Source organism: Cellulomonas sp. NPDC055163, assembly GCF_053607065.1.
Map to the genome: position 1 here is coordinate 308,782 of NZ_JBSGSU010000007.1, position 16,262 is coordinate 325,043.

Annotated in this window: 16 protein-coding genes; 7 read left to right on the forward strand and 9 right to left on the reverse strand. The window is 76.7% G+C overall.

Translation table 11 applies throughout. The features are described 5' to 3' along the window. Window positions 1-106 precede the first annotated feature (106 nt). The 4 genes from ACWFNE_RS15910 to ACWFNE_RS15925 all read right to left on the reverse strand — a co-directional run bounded on the left by ACWFNE_RS15910 (window position 107) and on the right by ACWFNE_RS15925 (window position 2,131). Window positions 107-325 (reverse strand): Trm112 family protein, encoded by a 219-nt coding sequence (locus tag ACWFNE_RS15910; RefSeq protein WP_452123384.1) that lies wholly within the window; start codon window positions 323-325, stop codon window positions 107-109. After that, a complete protein-coding gene (locus ACWFNE_RS15915) occupies window positions 322-1,320 on the reverse strand; it encodes a hypothetical protein (protein ID WP_452123385.1) in 999 nt (332 codons plus the stop codon). The genes ACWFNE_RS15910 and ACWFNE_RS15915 overlap by 4 nt, the downstream gene beginning before the upstream one ends. Before the next feature lie 112 nt (window positions 1,321-1,432). Then, window positions 1,433-1,720, reverse strand: coding sequence for a hypothetical protein (locus ACWFNE_RS15920; RefSeq protein WP_452123386.1), 288 nt, complete (start codon window positions 1,718-1,720; stop codon window positions 1,433-1,435). A 21-nt stretch (window positions 1,721-1,741) separates the two neighbouring features. Next, window positions 1,742-2,131, reverse strand: coding sequence for a DUF3499 domain-containing protein (locus ACWFNE_RS15925; RefSeq protein WP_258726423.1), 390 nt, complete (start codon window positions 2,129-2,131; stop codon window positions 1,742-1,744). Between the two features lie 61 nt (window positions 2,132-2,192). Between ACWFNE_RS15925 and ACWFNE_RS15930 the strand changes: the two genes are divergently transcribed. Both ACWFNE_RS15930 and ACWFNE_RS15935 read left to right on the forward strand, forming a co-directional pair. Next, on the forward strand, window positions 2,193-2,645 hold the full coding sequence (locus ACWFNE_RS15930) for a metallopeptidase family protein (protein ID WP_452123387.1): 453 nt from the start codon (window positions 2,193-2,195) through the stop codon (window positions 2,643-2,645). A 12-nt stretch (window positions 2,646-2,657) separates the two neighbouring features. Then, window positions 2,658-3,584, forward strand: coding sequence for a glycosyltransferase (locus ACWFNE_RS15935; RefSeq protein WP_452123388.1), 927 nt, complete (start codon window positions 2,658-2,660; stop codon window positions 3,582-3,584). Window positions 3,585-3,590: 6 nt separating this feature from the next. Here ACWFNE_RS15935 and ACWFNE_RS15940 read toward each other — a convergent pair whose 3' ends face one another. From ACWFNE_RS15940 to ACWFNE_RS15950, 3 genes are read right to left on the reverse strand one after another with little or no spacing between them, the layout of a single operon-like run. Further along, a complete protein-coding gene (locus ACWFNE_RS15940; protein WP_452123389.1) occupies window positions 3,591-5,156 on the reverse strand; it encodes a DUF5719 family protein in 1,566 nt (521 codons plus the stop codon). Next, the gene (locus ACWFNE_RS15945) at window positions 5,153-8,914 is read right to left on the reverse strand and encodes a glycosyltransferase (RefSeq protein WP_452123390.1); all 3,762 of its coding nucleotides are present in this window, start codon (window positions 8,912-8,914) and stop codon (window positions 5,153-5,155) included. Before ACWFNE_RS15945 ends, ACWFNE_RS15940 begins: the two co-directional genes overlap by 4 nt. A gap of 32 nt (window positions 8,915-8,946) precedes the next feature. Further along, entirely contained in the window at window positions 8,947-9,282 is a 336-nt protein-coding gene (locus ACWFNE_RS15950; RefSeq protein WP_034634424.1) for a WhiB family transcriptional regulator, read from the reverse strand. A 203-nt stretch (window positions 9,283-9,485) separates the two neighbouring features. On the opposite strand from ACWFNE_RS15950, the gene ACWFNE_RS15955 reads away from it, so the two are divergent. After that, the gene (locus ACWFNE_RS15955) at window positions 9,486-10,250 is read left to right on the forward strand and encodes a TIGR03089 family protein (RefSeq protein ID WP_452123391.1); all 765 of its coding nucleotides are present in this window, start codon (window positions 9,486-9,488) and stop codon (window positions 10,248-10,250) included. Here the strand turns inward: ACWFNE_RS15955 and ACWFNE_RS15960 are convergent. Next, complete coding sequence (locus tag ACWFNE_RS15960; RefSeq protein ID WP_452123392.1) at window positions 10,155-11,141, reverse strand: hypothetical protein; 987 nt, start codon at window positions 11,139-11,141, stop codon at window positions 10,155-10,157. The genes ACWFNE_RS15955 and ACWFNE_RS15960 overlap by 96 nt on opposite strands. Before the next feature lie 105 nt (window positions 11,142-11,246). Here ACWFNE_RS15960 and ACWFNE_RS15965 point away from each other — a divergent pair, with 105 nt between their 5' ends. The 4 genes from ACWFNE_RS15965 to ACWFNE_RS15980 are packed head-to-tail and all read left to right on the forward strand — an operon-like array spanning window position 11,247 to window position 14,779. Further along, complete coding sequence (locus ACWFNE_RS15965) at window positions 11,247-12,491, forward strand: hypothetical protein (protein ID WP_452123393.1); 1,245 nt, start codon at window positions 11,247-11,249, stop codon at window positions 12,489-12,491. Further along, the gene (locus ACWFNE_RS15970) at window positions 12,488-13,261 is read left to right on the forward strand and encodes a glycosyltransferase family 2 protein (RefSeq protein ID WP_452123394.1); all 774 of its coding nucleotides are present in this window, start codon (window positions 12,488-12,490) and stop codon (window positions 13,259-13,261) included. Before ACWFNE_RS15965 ends, ACWFNE_RS15970 begins: the two co-directional genes overlap by 4 nt. Then, window positions 13,258-14,124 (forward strand): ChbG/HpnK family deacetylase, encoded by an 867-nt coding sequence (locus tag ACWFNE_RS15975; protein ID WP_452123395.1) that lies wholly within the window; start codon window positions 13,258-13,260, stop codon window positions 14,122-14,124. Before ACWFNE_RS15970 ends, ACWFNE_RS15975 begins: the two co-directional genes overlap by 4 nt. Then, complete coding sequence (locus ACWFNE_RS15980; protein ID WP_452123396.1) at window positions 14,111-14,779, forward strand: class I SAM-dependent methyltransferase; 669 nt, start codon at window positions 14,111-14,113, stop codon at window positions 14,777-14,779. The genes ACWFNE_RS15975 and ACWFNE_RS15980 overlap by 14 nt, the downstream gene beginning before the upstream one ends. 236 nt (window positions 14,780-15,015) lie before the next feature. On the opposite strand, the gene manA is transcribed toward ACWFNE_RS15980, so the two are convergent. Then, the gene (gene manA, locus ACWFNE_RS15985) at window positions 15,016-16,212 is read right to left on the reverse strand and encodes a mannose-6-phosphate isomerase, class I (RefSeq protein WP_452123459.1); all 1,197 of its coding nucleotides are present in this window, start codon (window positions 16,210-16,212) and stop codon (window positions 15,016-15,018) included. Between the last annotated feature and the right edge of the window lie 50 nt (window positions 16,213-16,262).

Genomic DNA, 16,262 nt, shown 5'->3' on the forward strand with positions numbered 1-16,262 from the left:
GCGCGGCGCTCCCCCGTGGGGCGCTCCCCCGCAGGGCGCTCGCCCGCGGGGCGCTCACCCACCCGCTCACCACGCCGGCGTGGCGTGATGGCCGGTGCGGTCGTGCTCAGGCGCCGCGCAGCGAACGGGCGTCGTCCGCGAGCAGGACCGGGATGCCGTCCCGCACCGGGTACGCCAGCGGGTTCTCCGGGTCGGTCGAGTGCAGCTCCGGGGCGCCGTCCGGTCCCACGCCGTCGACGAGCGGCGCATGCGTGACCGGGCAGCGCAGGATCTCGCGGATCCAGGGCTCGAGCGTCCGGGTCGCGGGCGCGGTGTTCTCCGTCATGTGAGCGGTCCCTCTCGTAGCAGTGCGAGCACGTCGTCCCGCACCTTGTCCCTGATGTCCTCGTCGGCGGCCTCGACGAGCAGCTGCACCTCGCGCGGCGCGCCGGACGCCCGCACGGCGAACCACCACTGCGGCGTGGCTCCCCAGTGCGACACCGCGAGGCCGTCGAGCTCGTCGGCGGTCACGGGCCCCGCCCCGCCCAGCGTGACGTAGGCGTGGCGCACGCGCTCGACCGCGGCGGCCACGTCGTCGACCCCGACGAGCAGCAGCCCGGTCGACGCGTACGGCTGGTAGAGCTCGGCGAGCAACGACGCCGGGTGCCGCTGCTCGCCGAGCGCGACGAGCACGTGCAGACCGGCGAGCAGCGCGGGCTCGTCGCCGACGGGGGCCCGGAACGCGAAGCACCCGCCGCGCCCGACGCCGAGCGTCGCACCGCTCTCCGCGAGGCCGTCCGCGTGCGCCGCCCGGCCCACCGGGACGCGCACGAGCTCGGCACCCGCGCCGCCCCCGAGGTCGAGCAGCACCCGCGACGCCAGCACGTCGTGCAGCACGGTCGGGGTGCGGCCCGCGGCCAGCTCCTGGGCGACGACCTGCAGCGCGACGAGCGCCGCGACGACGCCCTCGTCGACGGGCTCACCGTTCTCGTCGACCACCGTGAGGACCGAGCCGTCGGGATCGAGGACGAGGCCCAGGTCGGCCGCGTGCTCGAGCACAGCCGACCGCACGACCCGGAGCGGGGGGACGGCGCCGGTCCCCTGGACGGGCTCCGCGAGCGCCGCACCGTCGTCGGCTCCCCCCGCCTGCCCACGGACGACGCGCACCCCGGTCGCGGCCACGGCCCCCAGGAGCGCGTCGCGGGACGCGTGCGCGCCCGCCTCGCCCGAGGCCTGGACGACCACCGTCAGAGGGCGTCGCCCGGCGACGTCCGCGAGCCGCACCAGCACGGCGTCGCGCGCCTCAGGACGGTCGTCGGCGGAGCTGCCCGGGCTGCTCACGGCAGCTCCCGCGGGTGTCCGACGGTCGACTGCACGGGGCTGGGCACACACCGGAGTCTACCGACCGGCGCCTCCCGGTCCGCCCGCAGCGGGCAGCCGAGCAGCGGCCGGCTCAGGCCTTCTTGCCGCTCCGCGCGAGCACGTCGTCGCGGGTCAGCGGCGTCCCGTCGCCGTCGGTCGGGTACCACCCCTTGTGCTCGCAGCGGTGGCACGAGACGAAGACAACCGCCGTCCCGTCGCCCAGCACCATGCTCAGCCGGGTCAGCGAGTCCGACCCGCACGATGCGCACGTCTCGGTCCCGCGCGGCACCGCCGGCTCGCCGCGGCTGAGCGACCCGAGCGGCGCCGGCTCCTCGCCGGCACGTCCGCGCCCGCGCCTGGGCGTGTCTCCCTGTCCCATGGTGTCTCCCCCCGGAGCCCGTCAGCCCTCGTCGCGCAGGATACGCAGGTGGCCTCGCCGCGGCGCGGTGGACTCCGCCGCCGGGGGCGGGGCCAGGCGTGACGCCGGCTCGGTCACCACCGGCAGCGCTCCCGTGCGCGGCCTGCCCGCCTCGCGCACCGCGTCGGCGAGCGCGAGCAGGTCGTCCTGGCTCGGGCCGGTCTCGACGAACTCGGGCGTGAGCCGTACGACCTCCCACCCGCGCGGTGCGGTCAGCCGCCCCGCGTGCTCGACGCACAGGTCGTACGAGTGCGGCTCGGCGTAGCCCGCCAGGGGCCCGAGCACCGCGGTCGAGTCCGCGTACACGTAGGTCAGGGTGGCGACGGCAGCACGGCCGCACGCCGTGCGCGAACACTGCCGGACGGATCTCACAGGGCAGACCGTACCGCCGCGCGGCCCGCGTCCGGCACTCCCACGCCGCTACAGTGCGACCGTGAGCTCCCTCGCCCGTGGCCGGGTCCCCGAGCCGGCCCCCGTCCGGCGCCGTGACCGCCGTGGACGCGGGCTGCGCGGGCTCCTGCTGCCGACCGACGTGCCCGGCTACCGCACCCGCGCGCAGCGCTTCGACGAGCTCGTGCTCGACTCGGTCGAGCGGCTCGAGAAGCGGTGGGCCCGTCAGCTCGACGGCACCGAGTTCGCGGTCGAGGACGTGCCGCCGTCGAACCCGGCCCCCTGGGAGCGCGGCGGCGTCCCGCTCGGCCGGTACTTCCCCGCGGACGCCGGGCTCCCGGCCCGCATCGTGGTGTACCGCCGGCCCGTCGAGTCGCGTGCGATCGACGTCGCGGACCTCGGGGAGCTCGTCCGTGACGTCGTCGTCGAGCAGGTCGCGCACCTGCTCGGGAAGGCACCGGAGGACGTCGATCCGGAGTACGGCGACGGGCACTAGCCTGTGTCGTCGATGAGCGCCGACGACCCCACCGCCCCCCGTCCTGCCCCCGGACCCGACGCGCGTGCCGACGCCGCCGGAGCGACCGGAGCGGCCACCACCGGCTTCCGCGTCGTCTGCGTCGTCTACCACCCCGGCGACGAGCTCGAGGACTTCGCAGCGTCGCTGGCCCGCGCGACGGCGGCGCCCGTCGAGCTCGTCCTCGTCGACAACGGCACCGACCACACCGTCGCGCGGGACGTCGCCGAGCGGCACGCCGCGCGTGTCGTCGTCCCGGGGTCCAACCTCGGCTACGGCGGCGGCGCGAACGCCGGGGCGTCGGGTGCGACGCAGCCCTGGCTGGTCGTGGCGAACTCCGACCTCGTCTGGGAGCCGGGCTCGCTCGACTCGCTGGCCGCTGCGGCCGAGCGCCACGAGGGCGCCGGCGCGTTCGGCCCGGCGCTGCTCAACCTGGACGGGAGCGTCTACCCCTCGGCGCGCGAGCTGCCGTCGCTGACCCAGGGCGCCGGGCACGCGCTGTTCGCGCGCGTGTGGCCGTCGAACCCGTGGACCCGGGCGTACCAGCGCCGCCAGGAGGTCGTGGGCGACGAGCGTGTGGCGGGGTGGCTCTCGGGCGCGTGCCTGCTGCTGCGGCGCGAGGCGTTCGAGGCCGTCGGTGGCTTCGACACGTCCTACTTCATGTTCTTCGAGGACCTCGACCTCGGCGAGCGGCTCGGGCACGCCGGGTGGCACAACGTGTACGTGCCCGGCGCGCGCGTGACGCACGTCGGGGGGACGTCCTGGCGTGCGCGGCCCGCGAAGATGATCTCGGCGCACCACCGCAGCGCCGCGCGTTACCTCACCCGCCGCTACCACCGCTGGTACCAGCTGCCGGTGCGCGTCGCGATCCGGGTCGGGCTCAAGGCCCGCGAGCTCCTCGAGCTGCGCGCCGCACGCTGACGCGGCTCAGTCGAGCCCGAGCCGCGTCGCCGCCCGGACGCTGACCTGCGAGCCCGTCGGGGCGTCGGCCGCGGGAAGCAGGACCGACAGCAGTGTGCCGTCGGGCCTCCCGACCTCGAGCACCACACCCCACGCGACCTTGACGGCCGGGTCCTCGCCGGCCTCGACGACGAGCTCGATCCCCGTGGTCCCGGCCGCAGCGGGCGCGGCGACGCTCCGCCCGGGCTCGAGCGTGACCGCCTGCTCGCCGAGGACACCGCCCTCGGCGTCGAAGCTGCGGAGCACGGCCTCGACCGGGCGACCGTCGGCCGGGTCGTCGCCGTCGGCGAGCGCCGTGACCACGGTCGTCGCCGCGACGCCCTCGGGCAGCGCGACGAGCCCTCCGCCCCCGGGCGCCGACGACGCGGACCACGCGCGCTCGAGCACCGGGGTGTCGTCGAGCTCGCCGGGCAGGCCCGGACGCGTGGTGGCGGCGGCGGCCACGACGGGCACGTCGGCGTCGACGACGGCCGTGTAGGCGCCCGCCGGCAGCCCGCCGAGGGGCACGTCGGTGACCTCACCCGCTGCGAGCTCGAGCGCGTCGGTCCCGGGCAGCGGCGCGACGCCGTCCGGGCCGAGCATCGTCAGGCGCACGGACCCCGGCTCGGTCGGCGCGAGCACGCGCAGCACGGCCTGGCTCTCCTCGCCGACCGCGGAGGCGAGCACCGAGACGCCGGTGACGACCTGCCGCGTCGAGGGCACATGCCCCGGGACCACGAGATCCGTCCCGGCCGGCGTGAACCCGGTGAGCCGCGACTCCTGGAGGTGCGCGGTGACCGAGCCGCCCGACGCGACGACGTGCACGACGACGCGGCGCTGCTCGGCGGCGACGGCCGGGAGCACGAGCACGCGCTCGGAGCCCGGCGCGACGACCTGCCTCGCTCCGCCGGCGAGCTCGACCGGGCCGGCCGGCCCCCACAGCTCGACGTCGACGTCGCTCGGGGTCGTGCCCGGGTTGGTCAGGACGAGCGACGCCGAGCTCTCGAGCGCGGTGCTGCCGCCGACGAGCCACAGGTCCACGCCGGGCCGCTGGCACGTCGCGGCAGACAGCCCGCGGAGGTCCCCCTCCGTCACGACGCTCGACGTGACGGCGGCGACGCGGGCGGACCGGCCGTCGACCGGGTCGGCGCGCACGACGAGCGGGGCCCGCGGGTCGGGCACGCCCGCGACCGACGCCGGGCCGCCGGCGGTCAGCTCACCGGCGACGTCCCCCGTCCCGAGATCGGTGAGCGAACCCGCCGCCGCGCCACCGTCCGCAGCGGCAGCGGTCAGGGCGTCGACGCGCGCGACGGGGTCGACGGGGGTCGGGTCGAACTCCGAGTCCCCGGCGCCGGTGTCGTCGGGCAGGATCAGCGGCCCGGCGCACACGAGCGTGCTGCGCGGGGGTGGGACCTCGATGACCGCGGGGGCGTCGTCGACGAGCGCCGCCGTGGGGAGCCGGTCGGCGCCGAGGACGACACCGGCGGTGAGCAGCAGGACCGCAGCGCCGGTCACGACGCGCACCACCCGCCCGGGCCACGTGCGCGCGCTCATCGCCGGCCCGCCTTCCGTCGTCGCAGGGGGAGCGCGAACAGCACCGTGAGCAGCAGCACGACGCCCTGCGCGGCCAGCCACGGGGTGCGCTCGGGATCACGGTGCGCCACGACGAGTCGGCCACCGTCGTCACCGAGCTCGAAGGTCTGCCGCCAGCCGTCGGTCACCGCGCGCAGCGGGCGACCGTCGAGCGTCGCGCGCCAGCCCGGGTCCGCGCGCTCGGCGAGCACGAGCAGCCGGTCGCCCGTCCCGGCCTCCACGCGGGTGTCGACCGCGTTGCCGTTCGACGCGACCGCGACACCCGCCGCGGGGTCGTCGCCGGGGGCCACGACGCGCGCCCACGACTGCACGACCTCGACCGGGGTGGCGCCGCGGGTGGCGGCGGACGGCTGCACGCGCCAGATGGCCCCGGAGGGGTTCTCCGTGATGCGCTCGAGCCCCGCCGTCGCGTCGAGGCGTGCCACGAGCTCGGCGCGGCCACGCTCGAGCGCGGCCCGGTCGTCCTCCGCGTCGACCGCGCCGCCGGCGGGCACGGCGGGCACGGCGGGCACGAGCACGTCGGCCACGGCGAGCGCGGCCAGGTCGCCGGACACGTCCCCGCTCGTCGCGCCGGCGAGGCGGGCGACGACGTCCTGGACCTCGTCGGTCGCGTCGTCGGGCTCGGCGAGCGCGGGGGCGTCGACCGGTCCGGTCAGGGTGCGCGTCGTCACGCTCGCGCCGACCTCGACGAGCTGGGCGCCGTCGCCGCGCAGCAGCTGCCATGTCAGGACGCCGTCGACGTCGCCGGTCAGCGCGAGCACGCGCGAGGACGCGGGCTCGGCCTGCGACTGCTGACCGACGGCCGGCACGACGGGCCGGTCGAGCGCGGTGAGCCGCACGGCGTCGCCGTCGCGCGCCTGCCACGCCCACGAGGCGAGGCACAGCACCGGGACCGCGCCGAGGAGCGCCACGAGCACCGCGACGGCGGGCTGGCGCCAGCCGAACGTCGAGCGGGCCAGGCGCGCCGAGATGCCGTCCGCACCCAGTACGCCCGCGGCCAGCAGCCCGGCCCACGCGAAGGAGACAGCCGCCCCGGCCCACGGCAGCACGGAGTCGCCGTCGGCGGCCGCGACCTGGACGACGCCACCCGCAGCGGCCGTCGCGAGCCCGGCGGCAGCCGCGAACCACGCGACCCGCACCGCGCGCGCGGCGGGTGCCCCCCGCAGCAGCGCGAGCAGTGCCGTGAGCAGCACCGCTCCCCCGAGCACGTACGGCCACGGTCCCCGCACGGCGTCGGGGAGCAGCGCGGGCACGAGGGCCGTCGCGGTCGCGGGGACGCCCAGCAGCTGCTCCCACGGCGCGGAGCGCTCGGCCGCGAGTGCGGGCCCCGGGTCGGCGAGCAGGAGCCGCCACCCGGCCGCACCGCGCTCGGACGCCTCGACGAGCAGGGGGCCGAGCACGACGAGCGCCGGGACCAGCACGAGCACGACCCGGCCGCGCGCCCGCGGTGCGGACACCGCGACCACGAGCAGCACGAGCGCCGAGGGGACGAGCAGAACCGGTGCGCCCGCGACGACGACGAGGAGTGCGAGCGCGGCTCCCGCCGCGGCGGCGAACGACCCGCTGGACGGCGGGGGACCGACGCTCACCCCGGGAACGTGCGGGGGCGCCGGCGCGCCGCCCGGGACGGGAGCCGACGCACGCGTGCTGTCGGGGCCGGCCGCAGGCGCCGTCCGGCGTGGTCGGGTGGTCTCGACGTCCTCGTCGAGCGGTTCGAGACCACGGGGTCCGCCCGACGGGTCGGCGGGCTCGGCCCGGGGGGCGCGCGGCGGCAGCGCGCCGCGGGGCCGGGTCGTCTCGACGTCCTCCTCGTCGGCGGCCTGGGCGTGCGGGCCGTCCTCCGGCACCTCGGGGTCGCCCACGGGGAGCGGGCCGGCGGCGAGCCGCACCTCGGACGCGTCCTCCGAGACCGCCTCGTCGGGCTCGCGCTGGGCCGTCGCGAGGCCGGACAGCACCGAGTCGCGGCGCTGCACCCCGATCGCGCGCGCGACGCCCAGCGCGACCCACGGGAGCATCGCGTGCGCGAGCACCGCACCGAGCCGACCGTCACCGACCGCGAGGAGCAGCGCGGGTGCGCCCGCCCAGACGGCGGCGGCCCAGAGGCGGGTCCCCACGGAGCGCGTCGCCGCACCGGCCGCGAACCACGCCCCGACCCCCGCGAGCACGAGCGCGCCCAGCAGCACGACCGCGACCGCGCGCACGAGCTCACCACCGAGCAGCGCCGTGAGCGGCACGAGGACGACGAGCAGCGGGTCGGCCGGCCCGGCGTCGCCCAGTCCTCCCGTGACCCAGCGCGCGAGCGCGGCGTGCGTGAGCTCGCCGAGGTCCGAGGAGGCCTGGACGAGGGCGGGGCCGACGAGCGACGAGCCGCTCGCCACGCGGCCGACGAGCGAGCCGAGCCCGAGCGCCGTCGCGCCCGCGAGCAGCACGACGAGGGCGCCCAGCCCGACGCGGCGGCGGGTCGCGAGCGCGGCGAGCTCACGCAGCTCGAGCTCGCTCGGCGCGCGCCACGTGCGCCGGACCTCGGCACCCGCGAGGCGACGGTCGCGCCACTCGTCCCACACGTCGCGCCACGTCGCCTGCAGAGGGCGCAGCGCGCGCCGGGGCAGCTGACGGGTCGTGCGCCCGCGCCGGCGGGCCCGCACGACCGCCGCGGGGTGCAGCAGCGCGCCCACGGGTGCGGTGAGCTCGGTCCCCGCGAGCAGGGGCTCCTTGGTCGCGACCCGCACGAGCGCACGCACCACCCCCGCGACGAGCGCGAGGAGCGCCACGACAGGCACGAGCGGCAGCGGCGCGGTCACGAGCCGCTGGTGCAGCAGCGCACGGCGCCGGGCGGCGAACGACCGGCGCGGGTCGGCGTCGTCCGCGAGGCCGTCGCCGTCCGCGTCGACGTCCACGTCGGCCCCGGGTCGCTCGACCCCGCGCAGCCCCGCGTACGTCGCCTGGGCGTGCCGCACGACCGCGGCGGGCACGACGACGACGCGGTGACCGGCGAGCCGGGCGCGCCGGGACAGGTCGAGGCCGTCGCCGAACGGACCGAGCGCGGGGTCGGGACCGTCGAGCTCGTCCCACACGTCGCGCCGCACGAGCGCGCCCGCGATGCCGACGCCCAGGACGTCCTCCCGGCCGTCGTGCTGCCCCTGGTCGACCTCGGAGTCCTCGATGCCGGTCATCCGGCGACCCGACCGCGACGTGCGGACCCCGACCTCGAGGAGACGTGTGGGCTCGGTCCAGGTGCGCTGCTTGACCCCCGCGACCGCGACCGAGGGCGCGTGCTCGACGGCGCGGAGCAGCTCGGAGAGCGCGGCCGGCTCGGGGGCGCTGTCGTCGTGCAGCAGCCAGAGCCAGGTGCGGTCGGGCTCCCGCTCGGGCCGCGCGACGAGGCTCGGCGGGGCGACGTCCACGAGCGCGCGCCGGACGGCCTCGCCAAAGGTGCGAGCCCCCGGGACGTGCAGCTCGACGATCTCGGGGGCGCCCGTCCCGAGGGCCGCGAACGCGCCGCGGGCGAGGCGCGGGACGTCCTCGTCCGCGTGCGGGCCGGCGTCGACGACGAGCACGCGCGCGGGCACGACGTCCTGGGCACCCACGGCGCGCAGCGTCGCCGGCAGGTAGCGGGTGGAGCCGAGGGTCACCACGACGGCGGTCACCGCCGAGGCCAGGCGCGTGGCACCGAGCAGGGGCTCCGAGGGGGCGCGCAGGGGCAGGGGGAAGTCAGTCATCCTGCCGACATCATGCCCTGCGGCGGCTCGGGTCAGACGACCCGGCGCTTGAGCTTGCGCCGCTCCCGCTCCGAGAGACCGCCCCAGATGCCGAACCGCTCGTCGTTGGCGAGCGCGTACTCGAGGCACTCGGCGCGCACGTCGCAGCCGGTGCAGACCTTCTTGGCCTCACGGGTCGACCCGCCCTTCTCGGGGAAGAAGGCCTCGGGGTCGGTCTGCGCGCACAGGGCACGCTCCTGCCAGCCCATGAGCCCGTCGTCCTCGGGCGTGCCGAACAGGGGAAGGACGTTCGAAGGCAGCTCGGCGACCTGCGTCGTGCCGAGTGCGTCGGAGGGGAAGGATCCGTCACCGTCGAGCAGATTCCACATCATTCCTCCGTGCTCGATCGTGCTGGCCATCACGTGTGCGCGCCGCCCCCGTGGGTCGGAGCGCGATTCGCTCCAGGTGAAACTGTTCTCAGAATTACACGCGTGTCGTTTCCGTACGTCAAGCGGGGGTGTGCTAGTTGGGGTGGTTTGTCGGGTGAATTGTGCACGACACGGCACGACACGCCGCGTCCTACGCTGACCGCATGCATCCCTCGACCGTCGCCGACCTCCTGCGTGCGCTCCAGCCCGAGCCGGGCCGTCCGCGCCTGACCTGGTACGGGTCCGGCGGCGAGCGCGTCGAGCTCTCCGGGGCCGTGCTCGAGAACTGGGTCGCGAAGACCGCGAACCTCCTCGTCGAGGAGCTCGACGCCGCGCCCGGCGCCCGCGTCGTGCTCGACCTGCCGCCGCACTGGCGCACCGTCCTCTGGGCGCTCGCCACGTGGCGGACGGGAGCGTGCGTCGTCGCCGCGGAGCCGGGCGGTGCCGCGGCGGACGGTGCCGACGCCGTGGTGACCGACCGTCCCGGACCGTGGGGCACGGCCGTCCCCGTCGTCGCGGTCACCCTGCCGGCGCTCGCCCGCCGGTACGACGGCGAGCTGCCGCCGCGTGCGATCGACGCCGCCGCCGCGGTCATGACCTACGGGGACGTCCTGGGCTGGGTCCCGGACCTCGACCCGACGGCGGACGCGCTCGTGGCGGACGGCCTCCGCGTCGCGCACCGGGACCTGCTGACGTGGGCGGGAGCGCCCGGGGCCCCCGGCGCACGGACCCTCGTCACCGCGCCGGACGGCCCGGGACGCGCGGCGGCGACCGTCACGTTCGCCCGCTCGACGCTCGCGGTCCTCGGCGGGGCCGGCTCGGTCGTCGCGCTGTCAGCCGAGGTCGCGCGGGAGCTCGCGGCCGACCCCGCCCGCCGGACCCGGGTCCTGTCCTCGGAGCGCGTCGAGGTCGAGGCCCCTCTCGGCTGACCCGCCGGCGGCACCCGCAGCACCGGTCGCACGAGCAGCCGCAGCGAGGCCGTCGGGACCGTCGGCACCGTCGGGCGACCCGAAGCGGGCGACCGCGACCGCGCCGGCCAGCACGAGCAGGAACCCGACGAGCGTGCTGAGCCCGGCCCCCGTCGCCGGGCGGTCCCCCGCGAGCACCATCCCGAGCCCCGCGCCGGCCACGGTCTCGACACCGACCATGACCGCGGTCGCGGCGACGACGGGGGCGCGCTGCAGCGCGAGCGCGGTGAACAGCAGACCCAGCGCACCGGCGACCGCCATCGCCCACGAGACCGGGTCGCCCAGCAGCACCGCCGGGGACAGCCCGCGCAGGGTCCGGGCACCGACGGCGAGCATCGCGTACTGCCCGCCCGCGGCGACCGCCAGCACGAGCCCCGCGCGGGCCGACGGCGCCGAGCGTGCGGCTGCGCCCCCGAGCAGCGCGAGCGCGACGACGAGCGCCGCGACGACGACCCGGGTGCCCGTGCCGCCCGTCTGCGCGGGCGCGGGCGCGACCGTCAGCGCGAGGAGCACGAGGCCGGCGCCGGTCCCCAGGAGCGCGAGCACCTCGGGCCACCGCAGACGCGCGCCGAGCACGAGGGTCGCCAGCACGGCGGCCACCGCGAGGCTCGACGCCCGGCCGGCCTGCACCACGAACAGCGGCAGCGTGCGCAGCGCACCGAACGACAGCGCGAACCCGGCCGCGACCAGGACCAGCGCCGCGACGTACACGGGGCTGCGCGCGAGCCGTGCGACGAACGAGAGGTCGACCCCGGAGCCGACCGGTGCCCGCCGCGCAGCGAGCGCCTGCAGCACCGTCGCCGTTCCTGAGCAGACCGCCGCGAGGGCGACGCTCACGAGTGCAAAGATCACACGAACCTCCTCACAAGACACACACAAGTCCTCGGTGAGGGGCCTGGGGGCGGCCCTATGCTCGGCCCCGGTGCCGTGCCGGGCGTCACCGTACAGGGGAGCGCGATGCACACGAAGACGGCGGTCACACCGACGCCGAGCAGCAGCCCGACCGCAGCCGGACGGTACCCGTGGGCCGCCGTCCTGGGCGTGTACGCGCTCGTGGCGACGACCCTCACGGCGGTCGCCGCATGGACGTGGAGCACCGTCCCGGCGGTCCACCACGCCCCCGTGCAGCAGGGTCCCGGCTGGCTCGACGCCTGGTACCAGTACGACGCCGGCTGGTACTACGAGATCGCGACGACCGGCTACCGGTACACCCCGGGCCAGCAGTCCTCGATCGCGTTCTTCCCGGTGTACCCCCTGTCCGTCCGCGGTCTCGGGAACCTCGTGGGCGACCACCAGGTGGCCGCGTGGGTCGTCGCGGTGCTCGCGGGCGCCGCGTCCGTGCTGCTCTTCGGCCGCTGGGCGTGGGCACGGCTCAGCCGGCCGGCGGCACTGACCGCGCTCGCGGTCCTCATGCTCTACCCCTACGCGTTCTACCTCGACGGCGCGATGTACGCCGACTCGACGTTCCTGCTCTCCGCGATCGGCGCCTTCGTGCTCCTGGAGGGCCGCCGCTACTGGCTCGCGGGTCTCGTCGGTGCGCTCGCGACCGCGGGCCGACCGGTCGGCGTCGCGGTCGCGATCGGCCTCGTCGTCCGCACGCTCGAGCTCCTCGCGCAGGACCGGGCCCGCGCGGCCGACCCGGACGCCCCGGCGGTGCGCCCGTCGTGGCGCGAGCTCGTCGGCGCCGTCCGCGACGTCCGGCTGCGCCAGGCGGGGGTCCTCGCGTCCGTGCTCGGCCTCGTCGCGTGGTGCACGTTCCTGTGGCTCGAGTTCGGCAACCCGGTCGCCTTCGTCGAGGTCGAGTCCGCGCCGGGCTGGGACCAGGGCGTCGGGCCGCGGACGTGGTTCAAGGTCGTCTACCTGGGCACGCTCGTGAACGGGCCGCTCAAGATGACGGGCCTGCTGACCGCGCAGGCCCTCGCGTGCCTGTGCGCGGTGCTCCTGCTGCCGCGCGTCTGGCGCCGCCTCGGCTGGGGCTACCTCGCGTACGCCGCGGTCGTCCTCGCCATCCCCATCATCGGCACGAAGGACTTCATGGGAACCGGACGGTACGTGCTCGTGGCCTTCCCCGTCATGGCGGTCGCGGGCGAGCTGCTCGCCGAGGAGCGCCTGCGCCGGGTGCGGCCCGTCGTCCTCGTGCTCATGGGGGCGCTGCTCGTGACCATGACCGCGCTGTTCGGCCGAGGGGTGGGTGTCGCGTGAGCACCGAGCAGCCGGTGGTGGAGCGCTTCGGCACGCTGTCGATCTTCTTCCCGATGTGGAACGAGGAGCAGTACGTGCGCCGCGCGGTCCAGGCCGCCTCGGAGGTGTGCGCCCTGCTCGTCGAGTCCGGCGACATCCAGGACTACGAGCTCGTGATCGTGGACGACGCCTCGACCGACGCGACCCCGCAGATCGCCGACGAGCTCGCGGCCACCGACCGGCACGTGCGCGTCGTGCACCATCCCGAGAACCGCAAGCTCGGCGGCTCGATCAAGAGCGGCCTGGCCGCGGCGACCGGCGACCTCGTGCTCTACACCGACGCGGACCTGCCGTTCGAGATGATCGAGCTCGTCCGCGCGATCCGCGTGCTGCGCACCTACGAGGCCGACGTCGTCAGCGCGTACCGCCTCGACCGCACGGGCGAGGGCCCGCGTCGTGCCGTGTACTCGTTCCTCTACAACGGCCTCGTGCAGCTCATGTTCGGGACGCGCGTGCGCGACATCAACTTCGCGTTCAAGCTCATCCGGCGCCGTGTGCTCGAGGACATGACCCTCGTCAGCGAGGGCTCGTTCATCGACGCCGAGCTCGTCGTGCGTGCGCAGCGCTCGGGCTTCCAGGTGCTGCAGATCGGTGTCGACTACTTCCCGCGCACGCGCGGTGTCTCGACGCTGTCGTCCTTCGGCGTGATCCGCACGATGCTCGGCGAGATGTTCCGCCTGCGCTCCGAGCTCAAGGCGGTCACCCCGGTCACGCGGACGCCCGCCGCGTGACGCGGCTGCTCGTCGTCACGGCGGACGACCTGGGCCTGACCCCCGGCGTGAACCGCGCGGTCCGCAGGGCGCACCTCGACGGCATCGTGACGTCGACGTCGCTGCTCGCCGTAGGCCGGGCGTTCGACGACGCCGTCGCGATGCTGCGCAGCACGCCGACGCTCGAGGTCGGGGCGCACCTCGCGCTCGTCGGTGAGGACGCCCCGCTGCTGACCGCACGCGAGGTGCCGACCCTCGTGGACCGCCGCGGTGCCTTCCCGCTGTCCTACCGGACGCTCGTCGCGCGGGCGGCCGCCGGCCGGGTCGACGTCGACGACGTCCGGCGCGAGCTCGGCGCGCAGCTCGAGCGGATCCGGGGCACGGGGTTGCCGCTGACCCACGTCGACACGCACCAGCACACCCACCTGTGGCCGGCCGTCGGGCGGGTGGTCGTCGAGCTCGCGACCGCGCACGGGGTGGCCGCGGTCCGCACCCCGCGCAGCCGCTCGCGCGGACCCGTCGGCCTCGGCGTGTCCGTCCTCGCGCGCGCCGCCGCACGCCGGGCCACCCGCGCCGGGCTGGTCACGACCGCGGACTACGCGGGCCTCGACGAGGCCGGTGCACTCGACCAGGACCGCCTCGCCCGTACGGTGCGCGCCGCCGCCGCGCACGGTGGCGCGACGCTCGAGATCAACACGCACCCGGGTGTCGAGCCCGACCCGGACCTGGCCCGCTTCGCGTGGGGGTACCGCTGGTCCGACGAGCTCGCGATGCTCCTCGACAGCGGTACCCGCGGGCTCCTGGCCGACTCCGGGTACCGCCTCGGCGGCTTCGACGACCTGCCCCGACCGACCCGTGGAGGAACCGACGATGAGCGTGCGTGAGCGCCGACCCGACGTGGCCGGGCGCGCCGCGCTCGAGCTGTACCGAGCGGCGCCCGCGGGCGTGCGTGCGCACGTCGCGATCCGCTGGTGGACGGCGCCGTTCCCCGCGGTCGCCGCCGCGCTGCCCACGAGCGGGCGCATCGTCGAGATCGGCTGCGGGCACGGCCTGTTCAGCGCGTACGCCGCGCTGGCCGAACCGGGCCGCGAGGTCCTCGGGACGGACATCGACGCGGAGAAGATCGGGCACGCGCGCGCGGCCGCGACCTCGACGCCGCGCCTGGAGTTCGCGGAGGGGGTCTCGGGCACGGTGCCGCCCGGCCCGTGGGACGCCGCGGTGTTCGTCGACGTCCTCTACCTGCTGCCCGCGGCGGAGCAGCGCCGCCTGCTCGCGGAGGCGGTCGCGGCGCTCGCCCCCGGCGGCCGCGTCGTGATCAAGGAGATGGGCTCGGAGCCGGCGTGGAAGGTCCGCTGGAACACGGTCCAGGAGACCCTCTCCGTCAAGGTCCTGCGGATCACCGAGGGCTCCTCGTTCGACTTCGTGCCGCCCGCGACGACCGCCGGCTGGCTCACCGACCTCGGGCTCACCGTGGAGGCACGCCGGCTCGACCGCGGCCGGGCGCACCCGCACCACCTGCTCGTCGGCCACCGCGCCTGAGCGCACCCGAGGCCCGGTGAGCCGCCCACCGCCGGCGAAACGGCGCAGCCGAGCGTGCGGGGCCGAGCGTGCCGGGCCGAGCGTGCGGGGCCGAGCGTGCGAGGGCCGTGCGCGAGGGTGGGCACGCGCACGCTCGGCCCCGTCCGCGAGGGGACGGCGACGCGGGGTCCCTCCGCGGTCCTGCACCACCGGCGAGGCCGCACCCGGACCGGGCGCGGGCCGTGCCGCCGCACCGGTCAGGGCACGTCGGCCTGGACGAGCCTCCCGACGCCCCGCACGCTCAGCGGGCCGTCCGACGCGGGCGCGAAGGCCGTCTGCCCGCGCGTGAGGGTGAGCTCGCCGTCGTCGCGCGAGGACACCGTGACCTCGCCCTCGAGGCACAGCAGGATCCGCGGTCCGCGGCCCGGGAGCGGGTGGGTGCTCTCGTCGTCGACCGTCGTGACCGACAGCTCGAAGTCGTCGACCGGCGCGTAGTACACCTTCGTCGCGCCGTGGAACGTCTCGGGCGCGATACGGATCGGCGGCGCCGCGACGTAGTCGACGTTGCGCAGCAGCTCGTCGACGTCGACGTGCTTGGGGGTGAGGCCCGCGCGCAGCACGTTGTCGGAGCTCGCCATGACCTCGACCGCGAGCCCGCTCAGGTACGCGTGCACCCCGCCCGCGGGGACGAACATCGCGTCGCCGGGCTGCAGCGTGACCGGGTTGAGCAGGAGCGACGTGACGATGCCCGGGTCGCCGGGGTACTCGCGCGCGAGCACGGCGACCGTGCGGTCGGCGCGCGGCGACGGCGAGCCGGCCGCGAGGCGCTCCGCGCACGCGTCGACGAGCTGCTGGACCTCCTCGACCGACGGCCGGGTCGCGGGCTCGAGCAGCTGCGTGAACGCGGCCCGGATGCCGTCCGCGGACGGCTGCGCGGCGAGCACCCCGTGCAGCTCCTTGGCGAGCGGAGCGTCGAGACCCGCGAAGAGCTCGGCGGCACGGCGCGGCGCCCGGAACCCGCACAGCGCCTGGAACGGCGTCAGCGCGTAGACGAGCTCCGGCTTGTGGTTCGCGTCGCGGTAGCTGCGGTGCGGCGCGTCGATCGGCACGCCCGCCGCCTCCTCCTCCGCGAACCCCTCCACCGCGCGCGTCACGTGCGGGTGGACCTGCAACGACAGGGGGTGCTCGGCGGCGATGATCTTCAGCAGGTAGGGCAGGGCAGAGCCGAAGCGCGCCTCGACGTCCCGGCCGAGCGTGCGCGCGGAGTCCGCGGCGATGACCTCGGTCAGCGGGACGCGCGCGCCGTCGTCCTCGACCCACGACGGCGAGCTCGGGTGCGCCCCCATCCAGACCTCCGCGACCGGCGTCGACCCGGCCTCGGTCCCCATCAGGTCCGGGATCGCCGTGGTCGACCCCCAGGCGTAGCTCTGGGTCGGGTTGCTGATGCGGTGCACGGCGAGGTCCTCGACTGGTCGAACGGTCACGGGCGCTCGATGGTATCGGT

Excerpts from the sequence above, each read along its gene's own strand:
- ACWFNE_RS15910 (WP_452123384.1), bottom strand. The coding sequence starts at position 325 with ATGACGGAGAACACCGCGCCCGCGACCCGGACGCTCGAGCCCTGGATC.
- ACWFNE_RS15965 (WP_452123393.1), top strand. The coding sequence starts at position 11,247 with ATGCACACGAAGACGGCGGTCACACCGACGCCGAGCAGCAGCCCGACC.
- ACWFNE_RS15955 (WP_452123391.1), top strand. The coding sequence starts at position 9,486 with ATGCATCCCTCGACCGTCGCCGACCTCCTGCGTGCGCTCCAGCCCGAG.
- ACWFNE_RS15920 (WP_452123386.1), bottom strand. The coding sequence starts at position 1,720 with ATGGGACAGGGAGACACGCCCAGGCGCGGGCGCGGACGTGCCGGCGAG.
- ACWFNE_RS15945 (WP_452123390.1), bottom strand. The coding sequence starts at position 8,914 with ATGACTGACTTCCCCCTGCCCCTGCGCGCCCCCTCGGAGCCCCTGCTC.
- ACWFNE_RS15980 (WP_452123396.1), top strand. The coding sequence starts at position 14,111 with ATGAGCGTGCGTGAGCGCCGACCCGACGTGGCCGGGCGCGCCGCGCTC.
- ACWFNE_RS15940 (WP_452123389.1), bottom strand. The coding sequence starts at position 5,156 with ATGAGCGCGCGCACGTGGCCCGGGCGGGTGGTGCGCGTCGTGACCGGC.
- ACWFNE_RS15935 (WP_452123388.1), top strand. The coding sequence starts at position 2,658 with ATGAGCGCCGACGACCCCACCGCCCCCCGTCCTGCCCCCGGACCCGAC.
- ACWFNE_RS15950 (WP_034634424.1), bottom strand. The coding sequence starts at position 9,282 with ATGTGGAATCTGCTCGACGGTGACGGATCCTTCCCCTCCGACGCACTC.